This window comes from Nocardia sp. NPDC050406, from assembly GCF_044459025.1.
GTDB lineage: Bacteria > Actinomycetota > Actinomycetes > Mycobacteriales > Mycobacteriaceae > Nocardia.
This window is the reverse complement of sequence record NZ_JBITIM010000002.1, coordinates 1221599-1244171: the sequence shown is the minus strand read 5'-3', so window position 1 is coordinate 1244171 and position 22573 is coordinate 1221599. Positions and strand designations below refer to the sequence as shown.

Here is a 22573-nt window from a genome sequence, read left to right as displayed (position 1 = left end):
TGGTTAGTTGACGCTGCGGGGGGTGTGTTGCCAGTGTTTGGCGCGGAGTTCTCGTTTGAGGATTTTGCCTGCGCCGGAGACTGGGAGGGATTCGGTGAGTTCCAGGCTGCGGGGGGCTTTGTAGCCAGCTACAAGGGTTTTGGCGTGGGTGCGGAGTTCTTCGAGGGTGATGGTTGTGCCTGGTTGGCAGACGACTACGGCGTGGACTCGTTCGCCCCATTGGGGGTCGGGGACGCCGATTACGGCGCAGGCGGCTATGGCGGGGTGGGCGGCCAGGGCGTTTTCGACTTCGGCGGAGTAGACGTTTTCGCCGCCGGTGACGATCATGTCTTTGACTCGGTCGACGATGTAGAGGTAGCCGTGGTCGTCCATGTAGGCGCCGTCGCCGGTGCGCATCCAGCCGTCGCGCAGGGCGGCGGCGGTTTCGTCGGGTTTGTTCCAGTAGCCGGTCATGACGTGGCCGCCGCGGACTTCGACTTCGCCGACGGTGCCGCGTGGGACTTCGACGCCGTCGGGGTCGACGACGCGGACCTCGCAGTGCGGTGCCGCGCGACCGGCCGAGCGCAGGCGGCCCGCCAGGTGGTCGTCAGGGCTGAGAAGTGTTGCTATGGGGGCCAGTTCGGTCATGCCGTAGGCCTGGACGAAACCGGTGTTGGGGAAGATCTTCATGGCTCGTTCGAGGACCGCTTGGGCGATGGGTGAGGCCCCGTACATGATTCCGGTCATGCTGGAGAGGTCGTAGTTCACGACTTCGGGATGGTCGACGAGCATTTGGATCATGACCGGTACCAGGACCGATTCGGTGACCCGGTGGGTTTGGATGGCGTTCATGGTGGCCACCGGATCGAAGGCCGGAATCATGACGTGCGTGCCGCCGAGCATGAGCTGTCCGTGCCAGCCCGCCAGGTCGGCGAGGTGGAACATGGGGGCGGCGTGCAGGAAGCGCGCACCGGGGCGGAAGACGAATCCGGTGCCGAGTGCGCCCAGGGCGGAGACGGCCAGATTCGCGTGAGTGAGCATGACGCCCTTGGGATTTCCGGTGGTGCCGCCGGTGTAGAAGATGCCCGCGAGGGCGTCGCCGCCGCGCCGGACATCCGGGACCGGCGCGGACTCGGACACCAATTCCTCGTAGGAGAGCATGCCCTCCGGGGTCGGTCCGTCGCCACAGTGGATCACTGTGGTCAGCCCCGGGTGCGCCTGCCGCAACGCGGGGAGCATGGGGGCGAACGCATCGTCCACGAACAGGACCGAGGTCTCCGAATCCACCAGGGAGTACCCGATTTCCACCGGACTCCAGCGGATATTGATCGGATTCAACACCGCGTCCGCCCACGGCACCGCCAGCAGATATTCGTGATAGCGGTCGGAGTTGAGCGCCAACATGGCGACCCGGTCCCCCGCCGCCACACCCAGGCCGCGCAGAGCGCCCGCCAGCCGGGCGACGCGCTCGGCGACCTCGGCGAAAGTGCGCTCCCGCGCTCCGAAAACGGTCATGACGGCGTCGGGATGCTGCTGCACCGCCCGGTGCAATCCCTGGGTGAGATACATGCCGTCGAGTGTCGTGGGTTACATCGGCGCGAGCCATGGAATGAGTGCCGAACTCCGGACCCCGGACATTGTTGGTTTCTCCAAAGCCGCCGCGTATTCTCGGCTGACCATGTCCGCGAAACCACGCCCACCTGCGAAGACTCCCCGGCGGAGGCTGGTGGCGCGGCTGCGCGGGGATCGCGAGCGCATGGTCGCCATGATCATCGAACGCGTTCTCGAGCAGATCCCTGATTACGCGCCGACGGTCGCGGAGATGCTGCGCCCCACCACCAACGCCATGATCGACCAGTTGCTCGCCGCCCTGGACGGTCAGCGCGGCCCCACCCCCGCCGAACTCGCCACCTTCGTCGAGTACGGCAGAGAGCGTGCGCGGCAACGGATCTCGCTGGAGGGCGTACTGCGCGCCTGGCGCTTGGCGATTCGCCTGCTGCTCGACGAACTCGCCGCCGCCGCACCGGCTTCCGGCGCCGACGATCGCCTGCTGCTGCAGATGACCAACGAGCTGCTCGATATCGTGGACAGCGCCATCCTGGCGTATTCGCGCGGCCACCGCGAGGTGGAACTCGAGCGCATCGGCCGGGAGAGCCAGCAGCGAGCCGAGTTCACCGCAGCCCTGCTCACCGGCCGGGTCGGCCCGACCGAACTGCACCAGCAGGCCCAACGCTATGGACTCGATACCGGCCGCGAGTACCGCGCCTTTCGAACCCGGCCGTCGGAGGCGGTCACCGCAGAGGAGCTGGAACGCCTACTGCGCCAAGCACTGCACGCCGAGCGCGTCTTCCTCACCCGCATCGACGGAGACCTCGCCGGATTCACCGACCGCGACTTCACCCTCGACGCCCCTGTCCCCATCGGCTTCGGCACCGCGACGCGTCTGGCGGATCTCGACCATTCGTTCCGCCTGGCCAGCCGCGCGTACGCCACCGCCGCCGCCTTCGGCCGCAGGGGAACTTGCGATTTCACCGAACTCGGCCTGCTCCCGGCGGTCGTCGCCGACCCGGAACTCGGCGCGGAGCTGGTTCGACGCTACCTGCTTCCGCTCGGAACCGGCGACGCCACAACCGTTCTCGTCGATACGGTGGCGCATTTCCTGGAATCCGGCATGCGGGTCGAGGCCACCGCCGCGCGACTCATCGTGCACCAGAACACCGTCCGCTACCGCATCGGCCGCTTCGAGGAGCTGACCGGCTGCGATCTGCGCAGCCCGCACACCGCGCTACAGGTCTGGTGGGCTATCCAGCACGCTCGGCTGGGATGACCGCAGCGCACCCGGAGCCCACGCGGCGATGAGTACCGCCGCGCCGAGCGTCAGCCAGCCCAGCGCGGTACCCGCCTGCTGAAACCCTTCCAGGAAAGCGGTTTTCGCGAAGGCCGCGAGCGGCTCGGCCTGCGGCCCCGCCCGCTCGGCCACCTCGAGGGCGGCGGCGAGTGAATCGGAGACCGGCCCACGAGCGGCTTCGGGAAGTCGCGGCAGCGCTGGAGCGATGTGGTGCGCGTATCCCGCGGCCAACACGCTACCGGCGATCGCAATGCCCAGTGCCGCACCGATTTCGCGCGCGGCGTCGTTCACCGCGGCGGCCACGCCGTGCTTCTCCACCGGGGTCCCCGCGACGATCGCCGCGGTGGCCGGTGCCGTGCACAGTCCCATTCCAGTGCTCATCACACACAATGACCACAGCACATGCGCGTACCCGCTGGACATGTCCAGCCGGGCCAGGGCGAGTAGCCCGATACCCACCAGCGCCAGGCCGATCAGACTCACCGCGCGCAGCCCGAAACGCTCCGCCAGCCGTGGCGCGAACAGCGAAACCACCACCAGCGGAACGATCATCGGCCCGAGTGCGAGCGAAGACCCCAGCGGCGAGTACCCGAGAATCAGCTGGAGGTACTGGACGATCAGCAGGAACAGCCCGAACGACACCAGGAACTGCACCGCCAACGACACTGTGCCGCTGCCGAATCCACGATCGCGAAACAGGCGCACATCCAAGAGCGGATGCGCGACCCGCAGTTCGACGAGGACGAAGACCGCCGCCGCGAGCAGCCCTCCGGCGAGCGCTCCGAGCACTATCGGATCCGTCCATCCGCGCGCGGGAGCCTCCATGGCGGCGACCACCACCAACCCCACCGAGAGGGCCACGGTGACCGACCCCCACGGGTCGAGCGGCGGCCGTTCCGCCTCCAGCGATTCCCGCACGGTGCATCCCGCCGCCAACAGCACCGCGCCCACAACGGTCATCGCCACGAAGATCGACTGCCACGAAAACCATTGCAGCAGCAGCCCGGAGCCGATGATCCCGAGCGCGCCACCGGATCCCGCCACTCCGGCCCACACCCCGACCGCCTGCCCGCGACGCTCTTCCGGAAATCCGGCGGTGAGCAGCGAGAGCGTGGACGGCATGACGAATGCCGCGCCCACACCGGCCACCGCCCGTGACCCGATGAGCCAGAACGCGCCGTCGACGACGAGCGGAACCGCCGAAGCCAGCGCGAAGACGGCCAGACCGACGATCAACACTACCCGGCGGCCGAGACGGTCCCCCAGCGCACCCGCCGGAAGCACCAGGCACGCCAGCGCCAGGGTGTATCCGTCCACCACCCAGGTCAATTGCTGTTGCGTCACACCGGTTTCGGCGGCGATCGCGGGTAAGGCGGAATACAGTGCGGCCATGGCCGCGACCACCAGGGCGATCGCGAGGCACGAGACCGTCAGCATCCACCGCTGCGCCAGCGACAGCGCCGCGCTGGTCGTCTTCCCGTGGCTACCATCGGACCTCCCGACAAACGATACTATCGGTATCGCTCCGCTACTATCTGTAGCATAAGTCGGTCCGGCCGCGATAGACCCTGTGCGAGAAAGGAATCGACCCGGTGCCCTCGCCGCGTTCCGACGACCGCGATTCCGACCCCCGGAAAGCACGCTCACGCGCCCGACTGCTCGATGCCGCCACGACCTTGCTGACATCCGGTGGGGTGCCAGCGGTGACCGTCGACGCCGTCACCACGCTCTCCAAGGTCGCGCGCACCACGCTGTATCGACACTTCGACAGCACCGCCGATCTGGTGGCCGCCACCTTCGAACGCCTGATACCGCAGGTGGATCCACCGCCGGACACCGGTACGCTGCGCGACCGTCTGGTGGAGCTACTCACCCGGCAGGCCGTCCTCATCGAGGAGGCGCCCATGCAGCTCACCACTCTGGCCTGGCTGGCCATGAGCGATCCGGAACCGAAAGCCGGTACGCCCCAGCACTTCACGTCTCTGCGCGACCGTGTGATCGAACAGTATCGGCAGCCGTTCGACCAACTGCTCGACACTCCGGAAGCGCGCACCGAACTGGGCGATTTCGACCTCACCATGGCCATGGCCCAGCTCATCGGCCCCATCGTCTTCGCCAAACTGACCGGCCTACGAGTCGGCACCCGCGCCGACTGCGCCCACCTGGTGGACGATTTCCTACGTGCCCGCCGGGGCTGAAATCGTCTGCGGCTCAGTGTGGTTCGGCGGTCAGGGTGATGGTGGTCCAGCCGCCGACGTGAATGCGGTCCCCGCTGTGCAACTCCACCGGCTTGTCCACCGGAATGGGGTCGTCACTGCCGTTCAGGCTGGTGCCGTTCATGGAGCCGAGGTCGGTAATGCTGACTCCGTTGCCGTTGACGCGCAGCACCGCGTGCGTCCGGGATACGCCGATATCGGCCGGGGGCAGCCCGAGGTCGATATCGGGGTGCACGCCCTGGGAGATGCTGCGCTTGCCGATCAGAATCTCGGTGCCGCGCAGAATGATTCGCCGATGCGGATAGAAGGCCGGGAAGTCCACGCTGTCGGCATCGGGCCCTTTGCGGGCGCGCACGCGGTCGTAGTACTCGCGATCCGCGGTAATGGTGGCGATCCAGATCGTGGCCGGTCCCGGACCTCCCGTCGCTACTCCGCTCGATGTCGGTGCCCTGCCCGCCGTCTGCGTCCCGCTCGGCGCTGGCAGCGCCGAATCGTGCCCGCACTCCTCGCAGAACCGCCCCTCGCTCGGCGCACCGCAATTCGGGCACGCCGGAATGGTGCGGGCCGCGCTGTCCGGCACCAGCGCGGCACCGCACACATCGCAGTAGTCGGTCGCGGTCGTCTGGTGGCCGTCGGGGCAGGTCGTCATTTCGGATCCTTACCGAGCCTGGCGGTCTTGGTGGAGCGTAGGCCCAGCGCCATCACATCGGCGGGGTCCACGTTCTGGCGCAGTTTGACGGTGCCGGTGCGCTCGTCCACGTCCACCACATCGCGCAGTAGTTTGGCGGTGCCCTCGTGGCCGGAGTCCTTGGCCAGCTCCACCGCGCGCTGGAGTTTGGCCGTGGCTGTGGCCATATCCTTGTCCGCGCGCGCCGCCAGGCCCTCCTGAATGACCTGGGCGAGTTCGGCCTGCCCGGTGTAGTGCGCGACGCGCTTGCTGATTTGGGTCGAGAGGGTCAGGTCGTCGGTCCATTTGGCTTTGACCTGCCCCTCGCCCAGCATCTGGTCCTCAGCGAGCACACTCACCCGCGCGGCGAGTTTCTCGCGGCCGACCGGCGCGGGCTCCACCCGCACGACGAGTTCGTATTCGCGGTCTTCGGCACCCCACGCGCCCAACGCGTAGTCCCCGGTGCGTGGGCCGCTGTCGACACGGCGCTGACCGAAGTCCTCGATGGTCGGCGCCACCTGCCGAATGGAGCGAATCTCCGCACCGGTCGGAATCCACACGCGCAGTGTGAGATCGGGGATCGTCTTGGCCATCGACGACTGCATGGTGGCGGCGAAGTGCGCGGCCAATTCCTTGGGCTTCTTGGCGATCTCGGCCCGGCCGAACAGCGCCCCGGCGATGTGCTGCAACTCCTCCGGATTCCAATCGCTGCCGACGCCGAAGCAATCGCAGCTGAACACGCCCTTCGCCCGCTCGACCTGCCTGTCGAGTTCGACACGGGTCTCGCCCTCGTTCTTGCCGTCGGTGAGCAGAATGGCGTGCGCGATCGAGGTCGGATGCTGTTGTGCCAGTTCACGAGCCGCAGCCAGCCAGGTGCTCATGGCGGTGCCGCCGTAGGCCCGCAGCGTCGAGAGGGCATCGCGCGCGGCGGCCCGCGAGGCCCGGTTCGCGGGTGTGGTCCGCGGCGCGCCCGGATAGATGTGGCTGGCCACTTCGGTTCCGGCGACGATCGCGAATTCGACGCCGTCGGGCAGGACGTCGAGGGCGGCCAGGGTGGCCTTGCGAGCCTCCTGGAACCGTTCTCCGGTCATGGAACTGGAGCAGTCGATGACCAGGATCTCCACCCGGGGCGCGGGCGGGGCGGCGGCAACCAGGTCACCGGTCGCGGTGACGGTGACGATGGCGTGGACGGTGTCCGACCCCTCGGCCAGATACTCGTTCTGGTCGACGGCGATCGAAATGCCCTCGGCTGATTGCGAATTCACGGTACTACTCCTGCCGGTCGAACAAGGGAACGGGAACGAGGGCGACCGTGATGTTGTCGTGGCCGCCGCAGCGCAGCGCGAAGTCGACGAGATCGCGGGCGGCCACGGGGGCGGGGCCGTCACCGACACGGCTCGCCAGAGCCGCCGCATCCGGCAGGTAGTTCCACAGTCCATCGCTGCACAGCAGCAGCGTGCCGGGGCCGCTCGTGCGCAGCGTGTGCACGCAGTCGTCGGACCACGGTCTGGTGTCGGAGTCGGCGCCGAGCCAGCGCAGCAGGGCGTGGGCCTGCGGGTGGCGCATGGCGGCGGTCTCGTCCATACCGCCGTCGACCAGGGCCTGGGCGAAGGAATCGTCGGAGCCGATCTGGTGCGCGCCGGTGGCGTCGAGCCAGTAGGCGCGGCTGTCACCGACGCTGGCGACAGCGATCTCGACTTCATCCGATTCGAGGCCGCGTACGGCGGCGGCGACATAGGTACACGACGCCGCATCGGAGTCCGCCTCCGCGTTGCCGCGCACCGTCTTCCACGCCGAATCCAGCCCTGCCAGCACCGCTTCGGCGGCGGTTCGGCCCGTCATGAGGTCGGTGAGGCAGGCCTCGGCACCGGCGCGGGCGGCGGCGCCGGAGGCCAATTGCGGGTCGCGAGTGCTGGATACGCCGTCGCAGACCGAGACCGCCAGCAGGGTGGTGGTGTCGCGCAGGACCGCCGCGGCGACCGCGTCCTCGTTGCGGGCATGTGACACACCGCGATCGGTGATCAGGGCGATGCCGTCGAGCATCGCCTCGCAGCGGTCGGGGGCGCGCCGTAGTTCTCCGCAGTCGGCGCAGTAGCCGTGGGCGTCGAAGCGTTCGCCCGCGCAGCCCGCACAGGGTTCGGTGGTGAATTCCGAAGGTGGCAGCGCCGCGCGCACGACGCCGAGTTCGCGGCCGCACTCCTCGCAGAACCGGTCGTCGTCGCCGACGCTCGCCGCGCAGTTCGGACAGCGCGGGTCGGCCACCGTCCGCGCCACCACGGTCACCGCCTCGCGGTCGGCGGAGCGGGGCTCGGTGTCGGGTCGGCCTGGTTCGGGTTGGGTCACAGCATGGTCCTCGGTCGAATGGTGTTGGCACGCTCCACGAGTGCGATGCGCTGCCACATATCGTCGGCTTCGTGGGCGCGGTCGCGGTAGCAGCGTTCGAGATTGGCGCGCACGCCGGTGTCGTCGAGCGGTAGGCCGAGCAGCGGGCGGGGGTCGGTGCTGTGGCGGCCGAGGCGCAGCCAGGTGTGGGCGGCCTCGAGAACGGTGGAGCGGATTTCGGCCTTGCGACTCTTGGAGTCCAGGCGGAGACGGTCGACGCGGGCACCGGCTTCGCGCAGGAGGGATTCGGTGAGTTCGCCCGGTCGGGGTACGTCGAGAAGTATTCGGACAGCGGCGATCTGCGCGTCGGTGAAGACTGCGGAGGCCGGATCCACCTGGTCGAGGACCGCGATGGCGTCGGCGCGGCTGCCATCGGTTCGGCTCAGTCGGGCCAGGGCGAACGCGGCGCTGGTGAAGGTGCGGTCGGTGCGCCAGACCATGGTGTAATACCGTGCGGCTCGGTGTCTTTCGGCCTTGGTGTGGTCGCCGTCGGTGGCGGCGAGTTCGGCCGTGGCGGCCAAGGCCAGCTTAGGCGCGGCCTCGCCGGGCAGTTCGCTGTAGACCTTGTCGAATTCGGCGGTGGCCGAAGCGTATTCGCGCTTCAGCAGCAGCGCTTGTCCGCGATACCAGGGCAGCCGCCAGTCGTCGGGCGCGTCCGGCGCCAGCTGGTCGAGGCGGCGCAGGGCGTCGGCGGCGTAGCCCGATTCGACCGCGGCGCGGATCAGTCGCAGCGGGATCTCACGGGAGGCATTACCGCTGGTCACCACCGACTTCAGGCCAGCGGTCAGTTCGCGATCCAGTTCCGCGACCGTGGTGCCGGTGGTCGCGGCCAGCAGCGGCGCACCGCTGTCGGCCGGGTCGACCAGCGGAACCGGTAGTGCGGCAATGATTTCCGAGGGCTCGCGCGGCGGCTGTTCGCCCACCGCGTAGGCCGAGCGGGGTGGGCCGAAGCAGGTGGACATGCCGTGGCGGGGTTTGCCGTCGTCGAGGGAGAGCACCTCGCGCAGCACACCGGTGAGCTGGTCGGACATCTCGTCCATGGAGGTGAAGCGCGCGTCCGGGTCGGAAGCGGTTGCGCGCGACAGGAATCGGTGCAGCGACTCGTACTCGGCCAGGACCGGGGTGGTGGCCGGATCGGGCAGTTCGTCGGCCAGGCGGCCGTCGCGCTGCGGCATATCGAACATGAGCACCGCGAGGGTGCGGCCCACCGTGTACACCTCGCTCGCGACCGTCGGGCCGGTCGCGGCGATCTCCGGGGCCTGATAGCCGACGGTGCCGTAGATGGGACTGTCCTGATCCGACATATCGATGACCGCGCCGAGGTCGATGAGTTTGAGCTGCTCATCGGTCTGCATCACATTGTCGGGTTTGAAATCGCAGTAGGCCCAGCCCTGGGCGTGCAGATAGCCCAGGGCGGGCAGCATCTCCAGGACGTAGGCGATGGCGCGCGCGGGCGGCAGAAACGCGTGCTCGGCCTCGAGGTGGCCGCGCAGCAGCTGTTTGAGCGAGGTGCCGCCGACGTACTCCATGACGATATAGCCGGTGGTGACGCCGTCGGGTCCGGTGTGCTCGACGAAATTGAAGATCTGGACGATGCTCGGATGGTTGACGTCCGCGAGGAAGCGCCGCTCCGCCATGGCGGCCTGCACGGCGTCCGGATCGCCGGAGTTCAACAGGCCCTTCAGCACGACCGTGCGGCCGTTCACCGCGCTGTCGACGGCCAGGTAGATCCAGCCGAGCCCACCGTGTGCGAGGGCACCCAGCACCTGGTACTGTCCGCCGACGACATCGTCTCGGGACAGCTTGGGCGAGAACGAGAATCGCGCGCCGCAGTTCGGGCAGAAGCCCTCGGTGCGGCCCGGGGTGTCGCCGCGGCCACGGCCGACGGGCTTGTCGCAGCGGCCGCAGTAGCGGCTGTGTTCGGGGACGACCGGATTCGTGAGAACGGCCGAAGCGGGGTCCACGCGGGGGACTCGGGGTACATCCACCAAGCCCGCGCCGAGACGACCGCGTCGGGACTGGGACGAGGTAGACCGGCCACTACGTGCCGAACGACCGGTTCGCCGCCCCGACCCCGCGGTGACCGTCGCCCCTTGGGAACTCGAATCGGTCCCCGCCGCGCCGCTCGACGATGTGGCCGCTGGCGCGGTGCCGCAACTGTCGCAGTAGCTGTCGACAATCCGCCCTCCGCAACCGGGCTCTTGGCATCGATCGGACGCGCCACCTCCGGCGGCAGATTGTGTGGCCGCGACTGTGGGCCCCGGTGGATTGGATGAGCCACTGCCACTGGCACTTCCGGAGACAGATTGCGCGGTCGTACCCGAGCCAGCCGCCGAACCTGCGGAATTGGTAGTACTTCCTACAGCCGAGTCCGATCCAGCGGCTACTGCCGAACCTGGTGGGTTGGAAGGACCACCGATACTTCCGGGGGCCGACTGCGTGACCGGCGCGGTGCCGCATTCCTCGCAATACCCGCCGACGATCTCACCGGTGCACCCGGGTTCAGCGCACTTCACATTGTCCTCCCCGACTTCTGTGCGATTACGCCGCGGTAGTCCGCGATAGCGCGGGTGACGGCCGCCAGGTCGCAGGGGGTGCGCGACAGGAGGCCGGTGGCTATGCGGTTGGCGGACATGACGTCTCGGTCCTCGCCTACGCCGAGGCGGTTCGCTCTGGCCTGGTACGCGCCGAGTCGGCCGCGCAGTTCGGCGCGGCGGTCCAGGAGGCCCTGGATGAGTTGTTCGTCGGCCGCCGCCTGGGCGCGGGCATCGGCTATGCGGGCCCGCAGGCGGTGGAGGGCTTCTCCTTCGCCGGGGCGCAGGGCATCCAATTCCGCCCTCAGCGCCGGGGTTTCGTCACCGTGCTGCGGCAGCGGGCCGGTCAGAATCTTCTGTTGCACCTCTGCCCGCGCCAGGGCGGTCCGTGTGCGCGCTTGGCGCAGTCCTTCCAACTCCTCGCGCAGTTTGGTCACCGCGTCATCCCAATTCGCCACCAGGACACGGAGTTCGGCGAGTGTGGCGGCTTCTTGGCGGAGCTGTTCGGTCAGCTCGGCGATACGGTCGTCGACCTCGCTGGCGAGAGCGAGGGGGTCGGCGGCGGCGCGGCCGAGCAGGTCGGCGATGCCGTCGCGGATGGCGCGCAGGGCGGGAGTCGTTGTGGCTCCTACCTTGTCGAGTTCGACACGCAGCGGGGTCACGCCCGCCGCCACCTTGGCGTTCACCGTCTCCACCGTCTCCAGGAATTCCACGACGGCCGGGAACCCCGCGCGCATGCGGTCCAGGATGTCGGCCAGGGAGATGTACCGGATCTCCTCGCGCGGCCCGGTGATCGTGCGCCGCGACAGCGGAATCTGTTCGCGGCTGACCTCGAAGCTCTTCTCCCGCAACAGCTGTGTCAGTTCGACGCGGTCGCGGTCACTGAGCATCAGGTGCCGTCGGCGGGTTTGGCGGGCGGTGTCGAGAATGGTGCGCAGGCGGCCGAAATCCTCCCACAGTTCGGCGATGGCCTGCTGGATCGGACCCCAGCGGCGCTCGGTCTCCCCCGTCGGCGGGAATTCGCGCACCAAGTTGTGTCCGGGGTGCTTGTCCAGCTCCACCAGAGTGGCGGCGATAGCGTCGATTTCGGTTTCGCGCCTGGACAATTCGCTGTCGATCTCGGCCGCGGTGAGCATCTTCATAGGCGGCTCAATCCAGGTAGCGCGCCGGAGGCGGGCCGGGCGGAGTGCCGAGCACACTCATGCGGGCGGCGTAGATGCGATTCCAGGTGCCGTCCGCGCGCATGCGGTCGAGTACGCCATTGACGAAGCGCACGAAATCGGTGTCCTCCTTCTGGATTCCGATGGCGTACGCGTCTTCGGCCATGGCCTCGCCGACAATCTCCAGATTCGGGTCCTGCGCGGCCAATCCGGCCAGGATCGGCTCATCGGTGCTCACCGCGTCCACCTGTCCTTGCTGAAGCGCGACCAGGCAGTCCAGCCAGTTCGCCATGCCGATGACGGTGGGGCGGTTCGGAATCCGGAACACCGGCTCCAGGGTGGTGGTGAGGAAGACACCGCACACCCGTTTGCCGGTGAGGTCGGCGCTGGTACGGATACCGGAGCCCTTCGTCGCCAGAATGCGTTGGTTGGACACGAAATACGTGCTGGAGAACTCGATATCGCGGCGGCGTTCGCAGGTCGCGGAGAAGGTGTGCACCACCATGTCGACCTTCTTGTCCTTCAGCACCGGCACGCGCTCGGCCGAGGCGATGGGGACCAGATCGACGCGGTTGGGATCGCCGAAGAGGGCGCGCGCCATCTCGTGCGCGATATCGGTGTCGAAGCCCTCGATCTCGCCGGTGGTCGGATTGCGGAAGCCGAACAGCAGCATGTCCTGGTTCACGCCGACGCGCAGACGGCCGTTGGCGACGATCTCGGCCATGGTGGATCCGGCGGGCATGGCTCCGGGCGACGGTAGTGCACCGGGGCGCAAACTCGCTGTGGGATTGCAGGAGTCGTCGCCGCGCTGGGACGGCGTGCTGGTGAGTTCGACCGCGCCGGGTGGTAGCGAGTCCACCACCGTGGCGGGCATGGTGTCGGGCTCGGGAGCACCCGTGCCGCAGGCGCTCACCAGTGTCGCCGCGGCGACGGTCAGCAGTGCGATACGCAGCCGTGTGTTCACAGGAACTCCTTCAGGCGCGGCCACATTCCGACGAGTACCGCCGCGGCCGCGGCGGCCATGAACAGCAGCGCGCCCGAGGGGCTCAGCCACAGGCGGTCGCCACCGGCGTCGACACCGTCGCGCAGCTCCCCGCGCACCCGGGTCAGCGCGTCCAGCAGGGCGGCGTCGAGGTCGCCGAAATTCGTTGCGGTGGTGTCCGGTCCGTCGCCGATGGCGCGGTCGACCGCCGCCGCGTAGTCGGTGCGGTAGGCCTCGGTCTGGCGGGCGTGGCTGTCGGTCCAGGCGGTGAACTCCGCGAGGGTGACCGCGTCGTGGACGGTGTCGAGGCGGCTGCGCAGTCCGCCGGTGTGGTTGGCGAAAGCACGCTCGCTCTCGGTGATGTCGCCTCGGGTGACCAGTTGCAGGGTCTCCACTGTGCGGGCCTGTTGGGCGAGAATGCGGGCCTGGACGAGGGTTTCGAACCGTGCGCGCGCCCCGGTGGCATTGTCGTCCACCGCTTGGGCGGCGACGAGGGTCGCGGTGACCGTCCACAGCAGTGTCAGGATGGTCAGCCCGGCGGCTGTCACCAGGCCGAGGTTGACGCGACGGTTGGTGCGGCGCAACAGGATCAGTGAGGTGGCCGCGAGCAGGACGAGGGTGAGTAGCAGCAGGAAGATGGCGGTGCCGGGTTGCGCGGCGATACCGCGCTGATCGTCGCGAACAGCCGAAATGCGGTTGCTGGTCAGCTTTTCCGCGGTCGGCAGCAGAGAGTTCTGCATCAACCCCGAGGCTTGGCGCAGATAGGCCGAGCCGACCGGATGGCCCAGCCGATTGTTGGCCCGCGCCGATTCCACCAAGCCGGTATAGGCGGGCAGTTCGGCCGTGATCCGAGCGACGATCTCCTTCGTCTGATCATCGTCGGCACCGGCGGTAGCCTCCGCCAACGCCGCCGCCGCTTCCCCCAAAGCCTGCTGATAGCGGTCCCGCACCTCCGGCGCTTCCACGCCCCCGGAGAGAAACGCGGTCGCCGCCGAGGCATCCGCCGCCGACAGCGCCACATACAGCCGCTGCGCCCCGAAGGCCACCGGCTCGGTGCGCTCCAACAGCACATCGCGCCGAGTCTGCTTGCCATTCAACTGATTCGCGCACACCACACCCGTGACCAGACACAGCGCAGCCGAAACGATCGCCAGCGCACCCAGTACGCCGGGCGTCGTCCGACCGAACCGCCGCAACCAGTCACTCCAGTCGCGAACCCTCGCCGGGACCTGTATCCCCATAGTTTCCCCCGGTCCCCGACCACCGTCAGGCCCATCCGTGTGACCGAATGCTACGGGACCCCCCGCCCCCCGGCCACCGATTTGCCCCGCCCACGAAAACCCCAATTCCAGGGTCCCCGTGGACCGTTGGGGCCCAGTTCACCTCCCGGCCACCGGCCCGCGCAACGAATACGACTGGGCGTCACCCGGGTTGCGTGAAGGAGGCGTCCCCTGGCACCGGTCCGGGTGGCCTCAGAGAATCGCGACAGGCGCGACGGGTGTTCCGGTCGCGCCCACGAAAGGCTCCGGCATGGCGGAGAGCAGGAATTCGTAGCGCCCTTCGTCCGCGCAGGCCGCCGACAGCCCTTGCAGATTCCAGTTCTGTCCTTGCAGCATGCCCATTTCCACCAGGTGCAGGGCGTGCACCGCGAGCCAGACGCCGTCGATCTCCGGTGGCATGACCTCGAAGGCGAGAGTGTCGTTGGCGACGGCGGCGACGTCGCGGGCGTGGAACCATTCGGGGCAGCGCACCGACAGCCCTGGTGCGGGCATGGCGTAGCCCTCTCGGTCTCCGGCCAGGAACAGTCGCATCTGGCCGGTGCGCACCAGCACCACGTCGCCCGCGCGAACCTGAACCCCGCCGAACTCCTCGGCCGCCTCGAGATCCTCCGGGGTGACGGCGTAACCGCCGTCGAGGCCTTCCACCCCGCGCGCCGCCGCCACATCCAACAGCACTCCGCGCGAGACGATATGCGGCACCGCGTCGATGCCCGCGAAGGTCGCGCCGCGGTGGGCGGTAATGGTGTCGGCGCTGCGGCCGTTGTACAGGCGACCCTCGTAGGAGACGTGTGGCAAAGCGTCCCAATGGGTTCCGGCCTGCAAACCCATCGTCACCACATCATCGCTGGTGGCGACCGTCCCCTCGCCGAACAGCTCCCAGTTCACCGCCACCATGCTGTGCAGCGGATTCACCCGTCCCGGAATCATTCCGGTCTGAATTCCGCGCTGACTCAACGGCACCGCCAGGGCGACCCGCCGTCCACTGCGCACGGTCGCGGCCGCGGCCCGCACCACCTCGTCGGTAATCAGATTCAATGTCCCGATCTGGTCATCGGAACCCCAACGCCCCCAATTGTTCACACGTTTGGCGAGGTCGAGAAATTCGGTGGGGAAAGCCATAGCGCCCGAATGTACCGCGTTCGCGTGGCTCGACGGCCTATTCGGGCGGCTCGTGCAGTTCGATGGGATTGCCGTCGGGGTCGGTGATCTGGATTTGCCTACCGCCGGGGCCGATCTCGATCTCATTGCTGAAAGTCGCTCCGGCACTGCGCAGGCGGGCGACGAGGGCGTCGAAATCGTCCACGTAGAGGACGATTCGGTTCCAGCCGCCGGGTTCTTGGCGGCGGCCGTCGGGGAGCGGACGCGAACCCGAGCTGTCGGGGCCGCTGAGGAGCAGGTGCAGCGCGCCGCGGGAGATCATGGCTACCGGGCCGAAGCTGTGATCGAGATGGAATCCGAGTTGGCCGGTGTAGAAGTCGACCGCGCGCTCGACGTCGACGCTCTGGTAGCGCACGACGGCATCGGTGCTGAGGGGTGTGAATGCCTTGGTCATAACCGCACGGTACGACCGCGTTCAGCGGGAAGTCTTGGAGAAAATTGACCCCTCGTCGACCAGGTGGAACTCCTTCACACGGGCACTGGCGCGAACCATTTCCACCGGCGTCGCACCGGTCAGCTCGCCGACCTCGTTGATGAGATGCGACTGATCGAAGTAGCCGCAGGCCACGGCCACCTGCCGCCAATCGGGTGTGCCCGCGCGTGCGAGTTCGCTGACGCGCTGGAACCGCAGTATTCGGCTCAGCCGCTTCGGGGGCATACCGACCTCGGCCGTGAACACCTGGATGAACCGCCGATGGCTGAGCTCGACGCTCGCCGCCACCTGCCCGACGGTGACCTCGGGTCGGGCGAGTTGTTCCAGCGCGAAGGGCAGCGCGCGATGCCCTGGGGCCGACAGCGGCAGGCGGGACCGCAGGGCGCGGTTCAGCTCGGCGAATCGTGCGGCCGTGGTGGTGGCCAGGCAGAGGCGGTCGCGCAGGTCGACGGCGGCGCGGCCCCACAGCAGCTCGAGGTCGACGTGCTGGTCGGCGAGCTCGCCGGGCGGTATACCCAGGAATGGCAGCGCCCCACCCGGTTTGAAGTGCACGCCGACCATCGCGGCGTGTGCACGGGTATCGGCGACGAAGTAGCGCTGGTGAGCGCCGGAGACGACAGCGCCGGAATACCGCCGCCACTGCCCGGTGCGGGAATCGTGGACGCGCACCGCGTCCTCGTGCAGGTTGACCACCAGTTCGAGGGTGCCGGTCGGGACGATGCGCTCGGTCGAATGCGTGGGGGTGTCGCGGAGGTACCACAGGTAGTCCACGTACGGGGCCAGGGGTTGGTCTGGGGGGCGCGTTGTGTAGCGCATGGTTCCAGGATGCCCCGCGGGGTTGGCCTGAGCGGTCGAACTTCTCCCCGACCCGGCGTTTTTCGCCGCCTGACCACGATTTGTGACCGCTCAGGCCAACCAGCCCCCACCCCAACCCCCAGGTAACGTAAACCCCCAGGCACATTGTTTGCCCACTGGTAACCCTCATGTGAAACAACAAACGCGGAAATCCGGGCAGGTCTATGAGAGATGGGCAGGACGTGATGCTGCACCCGCAGGTCGATACCGCGATGGGCGCGAGCCCACTGCTGCGGGCCGCACTCGCCCCACCTGCCCGGACCCTGGTCGACATCCTCGCCGACGTCGCATCTACCCATCCTGACGCACCCGCCATCGATGACGGCGACGCGGTCCTGACCTACGCCGAATTGCTCGCCGAGATCGACCTCGAGGTGGGCAAGCTCGCCGCCGCCGGGGTGCGGAAGGGCGACCGGGTGGGCGTGCGCATGCCCTCGGGGACGCGTGCGCTGTACGTCACCATCCTCGCCGTACTGCACGCCGGGGCCGCGTACGTGCCGGTGGACGCGGACGATCCGGAGGAGCGGGCACAACTGGTCTTCGGGGAGGCGCGGGTGAGCGCCATCGTGACGGCGGCGGGGATCGAAATCGCCCGGGCCACAGGGGACTCGGCTGGGAAGTCACTGCCCGCTCCGAGCGCGGCGCGCGCCGAGTCGTCTGCGAACGCCAGCTGGGCCGCAAAGGCCCCTGCCGAGTCGACCCCGACCACCGAGGCCCACGCCCGGTCGTCCCCGACTCCCGGCACTGGGCTGGCCACAAGGGCGGACGCCGCGTCACCCATGCGGCCGAGCGAATCACCCGCGCCCGCCGACGACGCCTGGATCATCTTCACCTCCGGTTCCACCGGCACACCGAAAGGCGTTGCGGTCACACACCGCAACGCCGCGGCCTTCGTCGATGCCGAGGCGCGGTTGTTTCTTCAGGATGCCCCGATCGGCCCCGGCGATCGGGTACTCGCCGGGCTGTCGGTCGCGTTCGACGCCTCCTGCGAGGAGATGTGGCTGGCGTGGCGGCACGGCGCCTGCCTGGTGCCCGCGCCGCGCGCGCTGGTGCGGACCGGAGCCGACCTCGGGCCGTGGCTGGTGCGTCGAGAGATCAGCATCGTGTCCACGGTGCCGACGCTGGCGGCGACCTGGCCAGCCGAAGCCCTCGATTCCGTGCGGCTGCTGATCTTCGGCGGCGAGGCGGTGCCGCCGGAGCTCGCCGAGCGTCTGGCCGGGACCGAGGATTCCGAGCGCGAGGTGTGGAACACCTACGGGCCCACCGAGGCCACCGTCGTGGCCTGCGCCGCCCTGCTGAACGGCGGGTGGCCGGTGCGCATCGGTCTGCCGCTGGACGGCTGGGATCTGGCCGTGGTCGATGCGGCCGGAAATCCGGTGGGCGAGGGCGAATCCGGGGAACTCGTCATCGGCGGTGTCGGGCTGGCCCGCTACCTGGACCCGGCCAAGGACGCCGAGAAGTACGCGCCGCTCGAATCCCTCGGCTGGGAACGCGCCTACCGCAGTGGCGATCTGGTGCGCAACGACAGCGCGGGCCTGGTCTTCCTGGGCCGCGCCGACGATCAGATCAAACTCGGCGGCCGCCGTATCGAACTCGGCGAGATCGACAACGCGCTACAACACCTACCCGGCGTCACCGGCGCGGCCGCCGCCATACGAACCACCAAGGCGGGCAACAAGATCCTCGTCGGCTACCTCACCGGCCCGACCGCCGACTACGACCTCGCGGCGGCCAGAAAACTTCTCGCGGACCAACTTCCGGCTCCCCTGGTGCCCCGCCTAGCCGTCGTCGCCGATATGCCCACCCGCACCTCGGGCAAGGTCGACCGCGACGCGCTGCCCTGGCCGCTGCCCAAGGCCAGCAAGGCCGAGGCCGACGCCGGACTCACCCCCACCCAGCAGTGGGTTGCCGGACAGTGGGATTCGATTCTCGGCGCGGAGGTCACCGACCCGAATGCCGACTTCTTCGACCTCGGCGGCGGTTCCCTCGCCGCCGCGCAACTGGTCACCGCGCTGCGCAGCCGCTACCCGTGGATCGCCGTCGCCGACCTCTACGACCACCCTCGCCTCGGCGCGCTGGCGGAGCTGCTCGACGCGAGCGCACCCGCCGCCGCGGTGGAGGAACGCACCGTGCGCCCGACTCCCCTGTCCGCTCAGCTGTTCCAGGTTCTGGCCACCGTGCCGCTCACCACGTTGACCGGATTGCAGTGGCTCACCTGGCTGGCCATCGTCGGCAATATCGCGGCCTGGTCGGGCTCACTGCCCTGGCTGCCGCAGCTGTCCTGGTGGTGGGCGCTGGTCGCCTTCCTGCTGTTCATCTCCCCGCCGGGCCGAATGGCATTGTGTGTGACCGGCTCTCGGCTGCTGCTGCGCGACCTCACCCCCGGCACATACCCGCGCGGCGGCTGGACACATCTGCGACTGTGGACCGCGGTGCGCCTGTCCGAGGCCAGCGGCGCCGAAAACCTCTCCGGCGCACCATGGATGGTGCCCTTCGCCCGCGCGCTCGGCGCGCGAATCGGCAAGGGCGTCGACCTGCACACCCTGCCGCCGGTCACCGGCATGCTCGAACTCGGCGACGGTTGCAGCGTCGAACCCGAGGTGGACCTCTCCGGTTATTGGATCGACGGCGACCAAGTCCATATCGGCCCGATCGTCATCGGCCCCGGTGCCGTGGTCGGCGCGCGCTCGATCCTGTTGCCGGGCACCAGAATCGGCAAGAACGCCGAAATCGCCCCGGGCTCAGCGGTATCCGGCAAGGTCAAGGCCGATCAGGAATGGGCGGGCTCCCCCGCCGTGAAGGTCGGCAAAGCGCGCCACCGGTGGCCCGACGAGACCCCGGCGCGCGCCGCGCACTGGGTGGGCATCTTCGGTGTCACCTCCATGGTGCTGGCCGCCGTCCCGATTCTCGGCCTGGGCACCGGCGGCGCGTTCATCGCCTGGTGGATCCGCGACACCGCCACGCTCACGGCGGCACTCGGCCGCGCCTTCCCGATTCTGCCGGTCGCCACCCTGCTCAGCCTCGGTGTCTACGCGGCGGTCACCATCATCGCGGTGCGCCTGTTCAGCATCGGACTGACCGAGGGCTACCACCCCGTGCGCAGCCGCGTCGGCTGGCAGGCCTGGGCCACCGAACGGCTGCTGGATTCGGCCCGCACCTTCCTGTTCCCGCTCTACGCCAGCCTGCTGACACCGGTCTGGCTGCGCCTGCTGGGCGCGAAGGTCGGCAAGCGCGTGGAGGCCTCGACGGTACTGCTGCTCCCCAAATTCACCACCGTCGCCGACGGCGCGTTCCTGGCCGACGACACCATGATCGCCTCCTACGAACTCGGCGGCGGCTGGCTGCGCATCGGCGAGGCCAAGGTCGGCAAGCGCGCGTTCCTCGGCAATTCGGGTATGACCGCGCCGGGCCGCCGCGTACCCAAGAACGGCCTGGTGGCGGTGCTCTCGGCCGCACCCTCCAAGGCCAAGGCGGGCTCGTCCTGGCTGGGCAGCCCGCCGGTGCGCCTGCGCCGAGCCGCCGAATCCACCGACACCGCACGCACTTTCGATCCGCCGCCGCGGCTGCGCATCGCCCGCGGCATCGTCGAGACCTGCCGCCTCATCCCGGTGCTGGTGACCTTCGCCATCGGACTCGGCGTGCTGTTCACCCTCGCCTGGCTCGCGCAGACCTTCGGCCACCTACCCACCGCGCTGCTCAGCGGTGTCGTGCTGATGTGCGCGGGCGCGGTCGCCGGAATCGCCTCCATCCTCGCGAAATGGCTGCTGGTCGGGCGTATTCGCGCCGAGGAGCATCCGCTGTGGAGTTCGTTCGTCTGGCGCAACGAGGTCGCCGACACCTTCGTGGAGCATGTCGCCGCGCCCTGGTTCGCCCGCGCCGCCACCGGCACGCCGGTCCTCAATCTGTGGCTGCGCGGACTCGGCGCGTCCATCGGCCGCGGCGTGTGGTGCGAATCCTATTGGCTGCCCGAAGCGGATCTGGTGACGCTCGGGGACGGCGCGACGGTGGAGCGCGGGTGCGTGGTGCAGACCCATCTCTTCCATGATCGAATCATGGCCATGGACACCGTGACTCTCGAGAAGGGTGCCACCCTGGGCCCGCACTGCGTGGCGCTGCCCGCCGCGCGGATCGGCGCGGGCGCGACCGTCGGCCCCGCCTCGCTGGTCATGCGCGGTGACACCGTGCCGCCGTCGACGCGATGGTGGGGCAACCCGATCGCGCCGTGGGATGCGCGATGACGCCGCACAAGTTCTACGAGGACCCCATCGACGAGTACCTGCCGCAGAACGGCAATCGCGGCTACCGGGTCTCGCGCTACGAACTGGAACTGGTGTACAAGGTCGCCAGCAACCGGCTCGCGGGGCGCGCCGAGATCACCGCTGTCACAACGGGTATCCGGGATCGCTTCGCCTTGGACCTGTCGCAGTCGTTGACCGTGAGCAAGGTATTCGTCAATGGCGCGAAGGTCGCGAAATACCTACACCAGCACGGCAAACTCGTGATCACCCCGCAACAGCGGATACCCGCGGGCGGCGTGCTCGGCGTGGTCGTGCAGTACGCCGGGGTACCGAAACCGGTGCGCGGGCCGTGGGGTGAGGTCGGCTGGGAGGAGCTGACCGAGGGCGCGCTGGTGGCCAGCCAACCCAATGGCGCGGCGTCCTGGTTCCCCTGCGACGATCACCCGAGTTCCAAAGCCAGCTACCGGATTTCGATCACCACCGACTCGCCGTACTACGCGCTCGCCAACGGCACGCTGGTGCGCAAACAGACCAAGGCCAGCCAGACCACCTGGGTGTACGAACAGCCCGAACCCATGTCGAGCTACCTGGCCACCATCCAGATCGGCCACTACCGCAAACAGCGCATGGACGCACCGCGCGGCACCGTGCCCATGCAGGCCGTGCTGCCGCCGCGGGTACGCGCCGCCTTCGACCACGATTTCGCGCGGCAGCCGCGGATGATGGAGGTCTTCACCGAGGCGTTCGGGCCCTACCCCTTCGACGGGTACACTGTGGTCGTCACCGATGACGACCTGGAGATACCCATTGAGGCGCAGGGCGTTTCGGTCTTCGGCGCGAATCACTGCGACGGCCAGCGCGGATCCGAGCGCCTCGTCGCCCACGAACTCGCGCACCAGTGGTTCGGCAACAGCCTCACCATTCGACAGTGGCGCGATATCTGGCTGCACGAGGGTTTCGCCTGCTATGCCGAATGGCTTTGGGCCGAAGCCTCCGGCGGCGCGTCGGCCGACACTCTTGCCCACGCCGCACACCAGATGCTCGCCCGGCTGCCGCAGGACATCATCGTCGGCGACCCCGGCCCGATCCACATGTTCGACGACCGGGTCTACAAGCGCGGCGCGCTCACCCTGCACGCGCTGCGCCGCACCCTGGGCGACCCGGCCTTCTTCAACCTGCTGCGCGAATGGACCGCGCGCTACCGACACTCGTCGGTGAGCACGGACGAATTCACCGACCTGGCAGGGCATTACAGCCCGACACCGCTGCGTGCGCTGTGGGACGAGTGGCTCTACGGCCACCCGCTCCCGCCGCTGCCCGAGGGCTCAGCGCGGTAGCGCGGGCGAGGACAGCGCCCGCTCCCGCGGCACCAGCAGGCACAGCAGCGCGAGCACCAGTCCGCCGCCGACCAGGTACAGGCCCCACGCACCGGTGAGCAGGTCCCGGTACTCGCCGCGGAACCGGTCGTCGAACCGCTCGTTCAACCGCCAGGCGGCCACGCCGAGAGCGGCGAATCCGGCGATCACGCCGAGCCAGCCCAGCAGGCGCGACCCGAACAGCGCGGCCAACAGGATCACCGCGGCCACGCACAGCAGGGCCAGGGTCAACGAATTGAGGAACGAGACCGAACGGCCGCCGATGTCCTCGAGCGTGCGGCCGGACGCGAACCCCGAACGGATATCGTCGAATCCGATCTCCCGGCCCCCGACCGTACCGACGAAGGGACCGAACGAGCCCACGGCGATGACAATGGCGGCGACGAACAGCAGCAGGTGTACGAAAGTACGCATACCTCCTCAAGCTACGCCGTCGGCGCGTCAATTCGGCTAACGACTGGCTAC

17 protein-coding genes are annotated in these 22573 nt (G+C 68.8%); 4 read left to right on the top strand and 13 right to left on the bottom strand.

What is annotated here, in order from left to right; genetic code table 11:
- Positions 1-3: 3 nt before the first annotated feature.
- Positions 4-1548 carry a long-chain fatty acid--CoA ligase gene (locus ACIBH2_RS18905; protein ID WP_397119038.1) on the bottom strand — a complete coding sequence of 515 codons (1545 nt, stop codon included), beginning with the start codon at positions 1546-1548 and terminating at the stop codon, positions 4-6.
- A gap of 109 nt (positions 1549-1657) precedes the next feature.
- On the opposite strand from ACIBH2_RS18905, the gene ACIBH2_RS18900 reads away from it, so the two are divergent.
- On the top strand, positions 1658-2806 hold the full coding sequence (locus ACIBH2_RS18900) for a PucR family transcriptional regulator (RefSeq protein ID WP_397119036.1): 1149 nt from the start codon (positions 1658-1660) through the stop codon (positions 2804-2806).
- On the opposite strand, the gene ACIBH2_RS18895 is transcribed toward ACIBH2_RS18900, so the two are convergent.
- On the bottom strand, positions 2765-4264 hold the full coding sequence (locus ACIBH2_RS18895) for an MFS transporter (RefSeq protein WP_397119033.1): 1500 nt from the start codon (positions 4262-4264) through the stop codon (positions 2765-2767). The two genes, ACIBH2_RS18900 and ACIBH2_RS18895, sit on opposite strands and share 42 nt — an antisense overlap.
- 146 nt (positions 4265-4410) lie before the next feature.
- Between ACIBH2_RS18895 and ACIBH2_RS18890 the strand changes: the two genes are divergently transcribed.
- Positions 4411-5025: a TetR/AcrR family transcriptional regulator gene (locus ACIBH2_RS18890; protein ID WP_397120875.1), complete on the top strand. Its 615-nt coding sequence runs from the start codon at positions 4411-4413 to the stop codon at positions 5023-5025.
- Positions 5026-5038: 13 nt separating this feature from the next.
- On the opposite strand, the gene ACIBH2_RS18885 is transcribed toward ACIBH2_RS18890, so the two are convergent.
- The 10 genes from ACIBH2_RS18885 to ACIBH2_RS18840 form a co-directional block, all read right to left on the bottom strand.
- Entirely contained in the window at positions 5039-5692 is a 654-nt protein-coding gene (locus ACIBH2_RS18885; protein ID WP_397119031.1) for an FHA domain-containing protein, read from the bottom strand.
- Complete coding sequence (locus tag ACIBH2_RS18880; protein ID WP_397119028.1) at positions 5689-6975, bottom strand: VWA domain-containing protein; 1287 nt, start codon at positions 6973-6975, stop codon at positions 5689-5691. Before ACIBH2_RS18880 ends, ACIBH2_RS18885 begins: the two co-directional genes overlap by 4 nt.
- 4 nt (positions 6976-6979) lie before the next feature.
- Entirely contained in the window at positions 6980-8053 is a 1074-nt protein-coding gene (locus ACIBH2_RS18875; protein ID WP_397119026.1) for a protein phosphatase 2C domain-containing protein, read from the bottom strand.
- A complete protein-coding gene (locus ACIBH2_RS18870; protein WP_397120873.1) occupies positions 8050-10272 on the bottom strand; it encodes a tetratricopeptide repeat protein in 2223 nt (740 codons plus the stop codon). Before ACIBH2_RS18870 ends, ACIBH2_RS18875 begins: the two co-directional genes overlap by 4 nt.
- A gap of 332 nt (positions 10273-10604) precedes the next feature.
- Positions 10605-11768: a hypothetical protein gene (locus ACIBH2_RS18865; RefSeq protein WP_397119023.1), complete on the bottom strand. Its 1164-nt coding sequence runs from the start codon at positions 11766-11768 to the stop codon at positions 10605-10607.
- A gap of 7 nt (positions 11769-11775) precedes the next feature.
- Positions 11776-12750 (bottom strand): glutamate ABC transporter substrate-binding protein, encoded by a 975-nt coding sequence (locus ACIBH2_RS18860; protein WP_397119021.1) that lies wholly within the window; start codon positions 12748-12750, stop codon positions 11776-11778.
- Positions 12747-13964 carry a hypothetical protein gene (locus ACIBH2_RS18855; protein WP_397119018.1) on the bottom strand — a complete coding sequence of 406 codons (1218 nt, stop codon included), beginning with the start codon at positions 13962-13964 and terminating at the stop codon, positions 12747-12749. Before ACIBH2_RS18855 ends, ACIBH2_RS18860 begins: the two co-directional genes overlap by 4 nt.
- 276 nt (positions 13965-14240) lie before the next feature.
- Positions 14241-15167, bottom strand: a complete 927-nt coding sequence (locus ACIBH2_RS18850) for a cyclase family protein (RefSeq protein WP_397119016.1) — start codon at positions 15165-15167, stop codon at positions 14241-14243.
- Positions 15168-15204: 37 nt separating this feature from the next.
- Positions 15205-15600, bottom strand: a complete 396-nt coding sequence (locus tag ACIBH2_RS18845; protein ID WP_397119014.1) for a VOC family protein — start codon at positions 15598-15600, stop codon at positions 15205-15207.
- 21 nt (positions 15601-15621) lie between these two features.
- Positions 15622-16455, bottom strand: a complete 834-nt coding sequence (locus tag ACIBH2_RS18840) for a DUF6597 domain-containing transcriptional factor (RefSeq protein ID WP_397119012.1) — start codon at positions 16453-16455, stop codon at positions 15622-15624.
- Between the two features lie 224 nt (positions 16456-16679).
- Between ACIBH2_RS18840 and ACIBH2_RS18835 the strand changes: the two genes are divergently transcribed.
- Both ACIBH2_RS18835 and ACIBH2_RS18830 read left to right on the top strand, forming a co-directional pair.
- Positions 16680-20732, top strand: coding sequence for a Pls/PosA family non-ribosomal peptide synthetase (locus ACIBH2_RS18835; protein WP_397120871.1), 4053 nt, complete (start codon positions 16680-16682; stop codon positions 20730-20732).
- A complete protein-coding gene (locus ACIBH2_RS18830; protein ID WP_397119010.1) occupies positions 20729-22069 on the top strand; it encodes a M1 family metallopeptidase in 1341 nt (446 codons plus the stop codon). The genes ACIBH2_RS18835 and ACIBH2_RS18830 overlap by 4 nt, the downstream gene beginning before the upstream one ends.
- Here ACIBH2_RS18830 and ACIBH2_RS18825 read toward each other — a convergent pair.
- On the bottom strand, positions 22058-22522 hold the full coding sequence (locus ACIBH2_RS18825) for a hypothetical protein (protein ID WP_397119008.1): 465 nt from the start codon (positions 22520-22522) through the stop codon (positions 22058-22060). The two genes, ACIBH2_RS18830 and ACIBH2_RS18825, sit on opposite strands and share 12 nt — an antisense overlap.
- Positions 22523-22573 lie beyond the last annotated feature (51 nt).

Excerpts from the sequence above, each read along its gene's own strand:
- ACIBH2_RS18905 (WP_397119038.1), bottom strand. The coding sequence starts at position 1,548 with ATGTATCTCACCCAGGGATTGCACCGGGCGGTGCAGCAGCATCCCGAC.
- ACIBH2_RS18900 (WP_397119036.1), top strand. The coding sequence starts at position 1,658 with ATGTCCGCGAAACCACGCCCACCTGCGAAGACTCCCCGGCGGAGGCTG.
- ACIBH2_RS18895 (WP_397119033.1), bottom strand. The coding sequence starts at position 4,264 with ATGCTGACGGTCTCGTGCCTCGCGATCGCCCTGGTGGTCGCGGCCATG.
- ACIBH2_RS18885 (WP_397119031.1), bottom strand. The coding sequence starts at position 5,692 with ATGACGACCTGCCCCGACGGCCACCAGACGACCGCGACCGACTACTGC.
- ACIBH2_RS18865 (WP_397119023.1), bottom strand. The coding sequence starts at position 11,768 with ATGAAGATGCTCACCGCGGCCGAGATCGACAGCGAATTGTCCAGGCGC.
- ACIBH2_RS18850 (WP_397119016.1), bottom strand. The coding sequence starts at position 15,167 with ATGGCTTTCCCCACCGAATTTCTCGACCTCGCCAAACGTGTGAACAAT.
- ACIBH2_RS18845 (WP_397119014.1), bottom strand. The coding sequence starts at position 15,600 with ATGACCAAGGCATTCACACCCCTCAGCACCGATGCCGTCGTGCGCTAC.
- ACIBH2_RS18840 (WP_397119012.1), bottom strand. The coding sequence starts at position 16,455 with ATGCGCTACACAACGCGCCCCCCAGACCAACCCCTGGCCCCGTACGTG.
- ACIBH2_RS18835 (WP_397120871.1), top strand. The coding sequence starts at position 16,680 with ATGCTGCACCCGCAGGTCGATACCGCGATGGGCGCGAGCCCACTGCTG.
- ACIBH2_RS18830 (WP_397119010.1), top strand. The coding sequence starts at position 20,729 with ATGACGCCGCACAAGTTCTACGAGGACCCCATCGACGAGTACCTGCCG.
- ACIBH2_RS18825 (WP_397119008.1), bottom strand. The coding sequence starts at position 22,522 with ATGCGTACTTTCGTACACCTGCTGCTGTTCGTCGCCGCCATTGTCATC.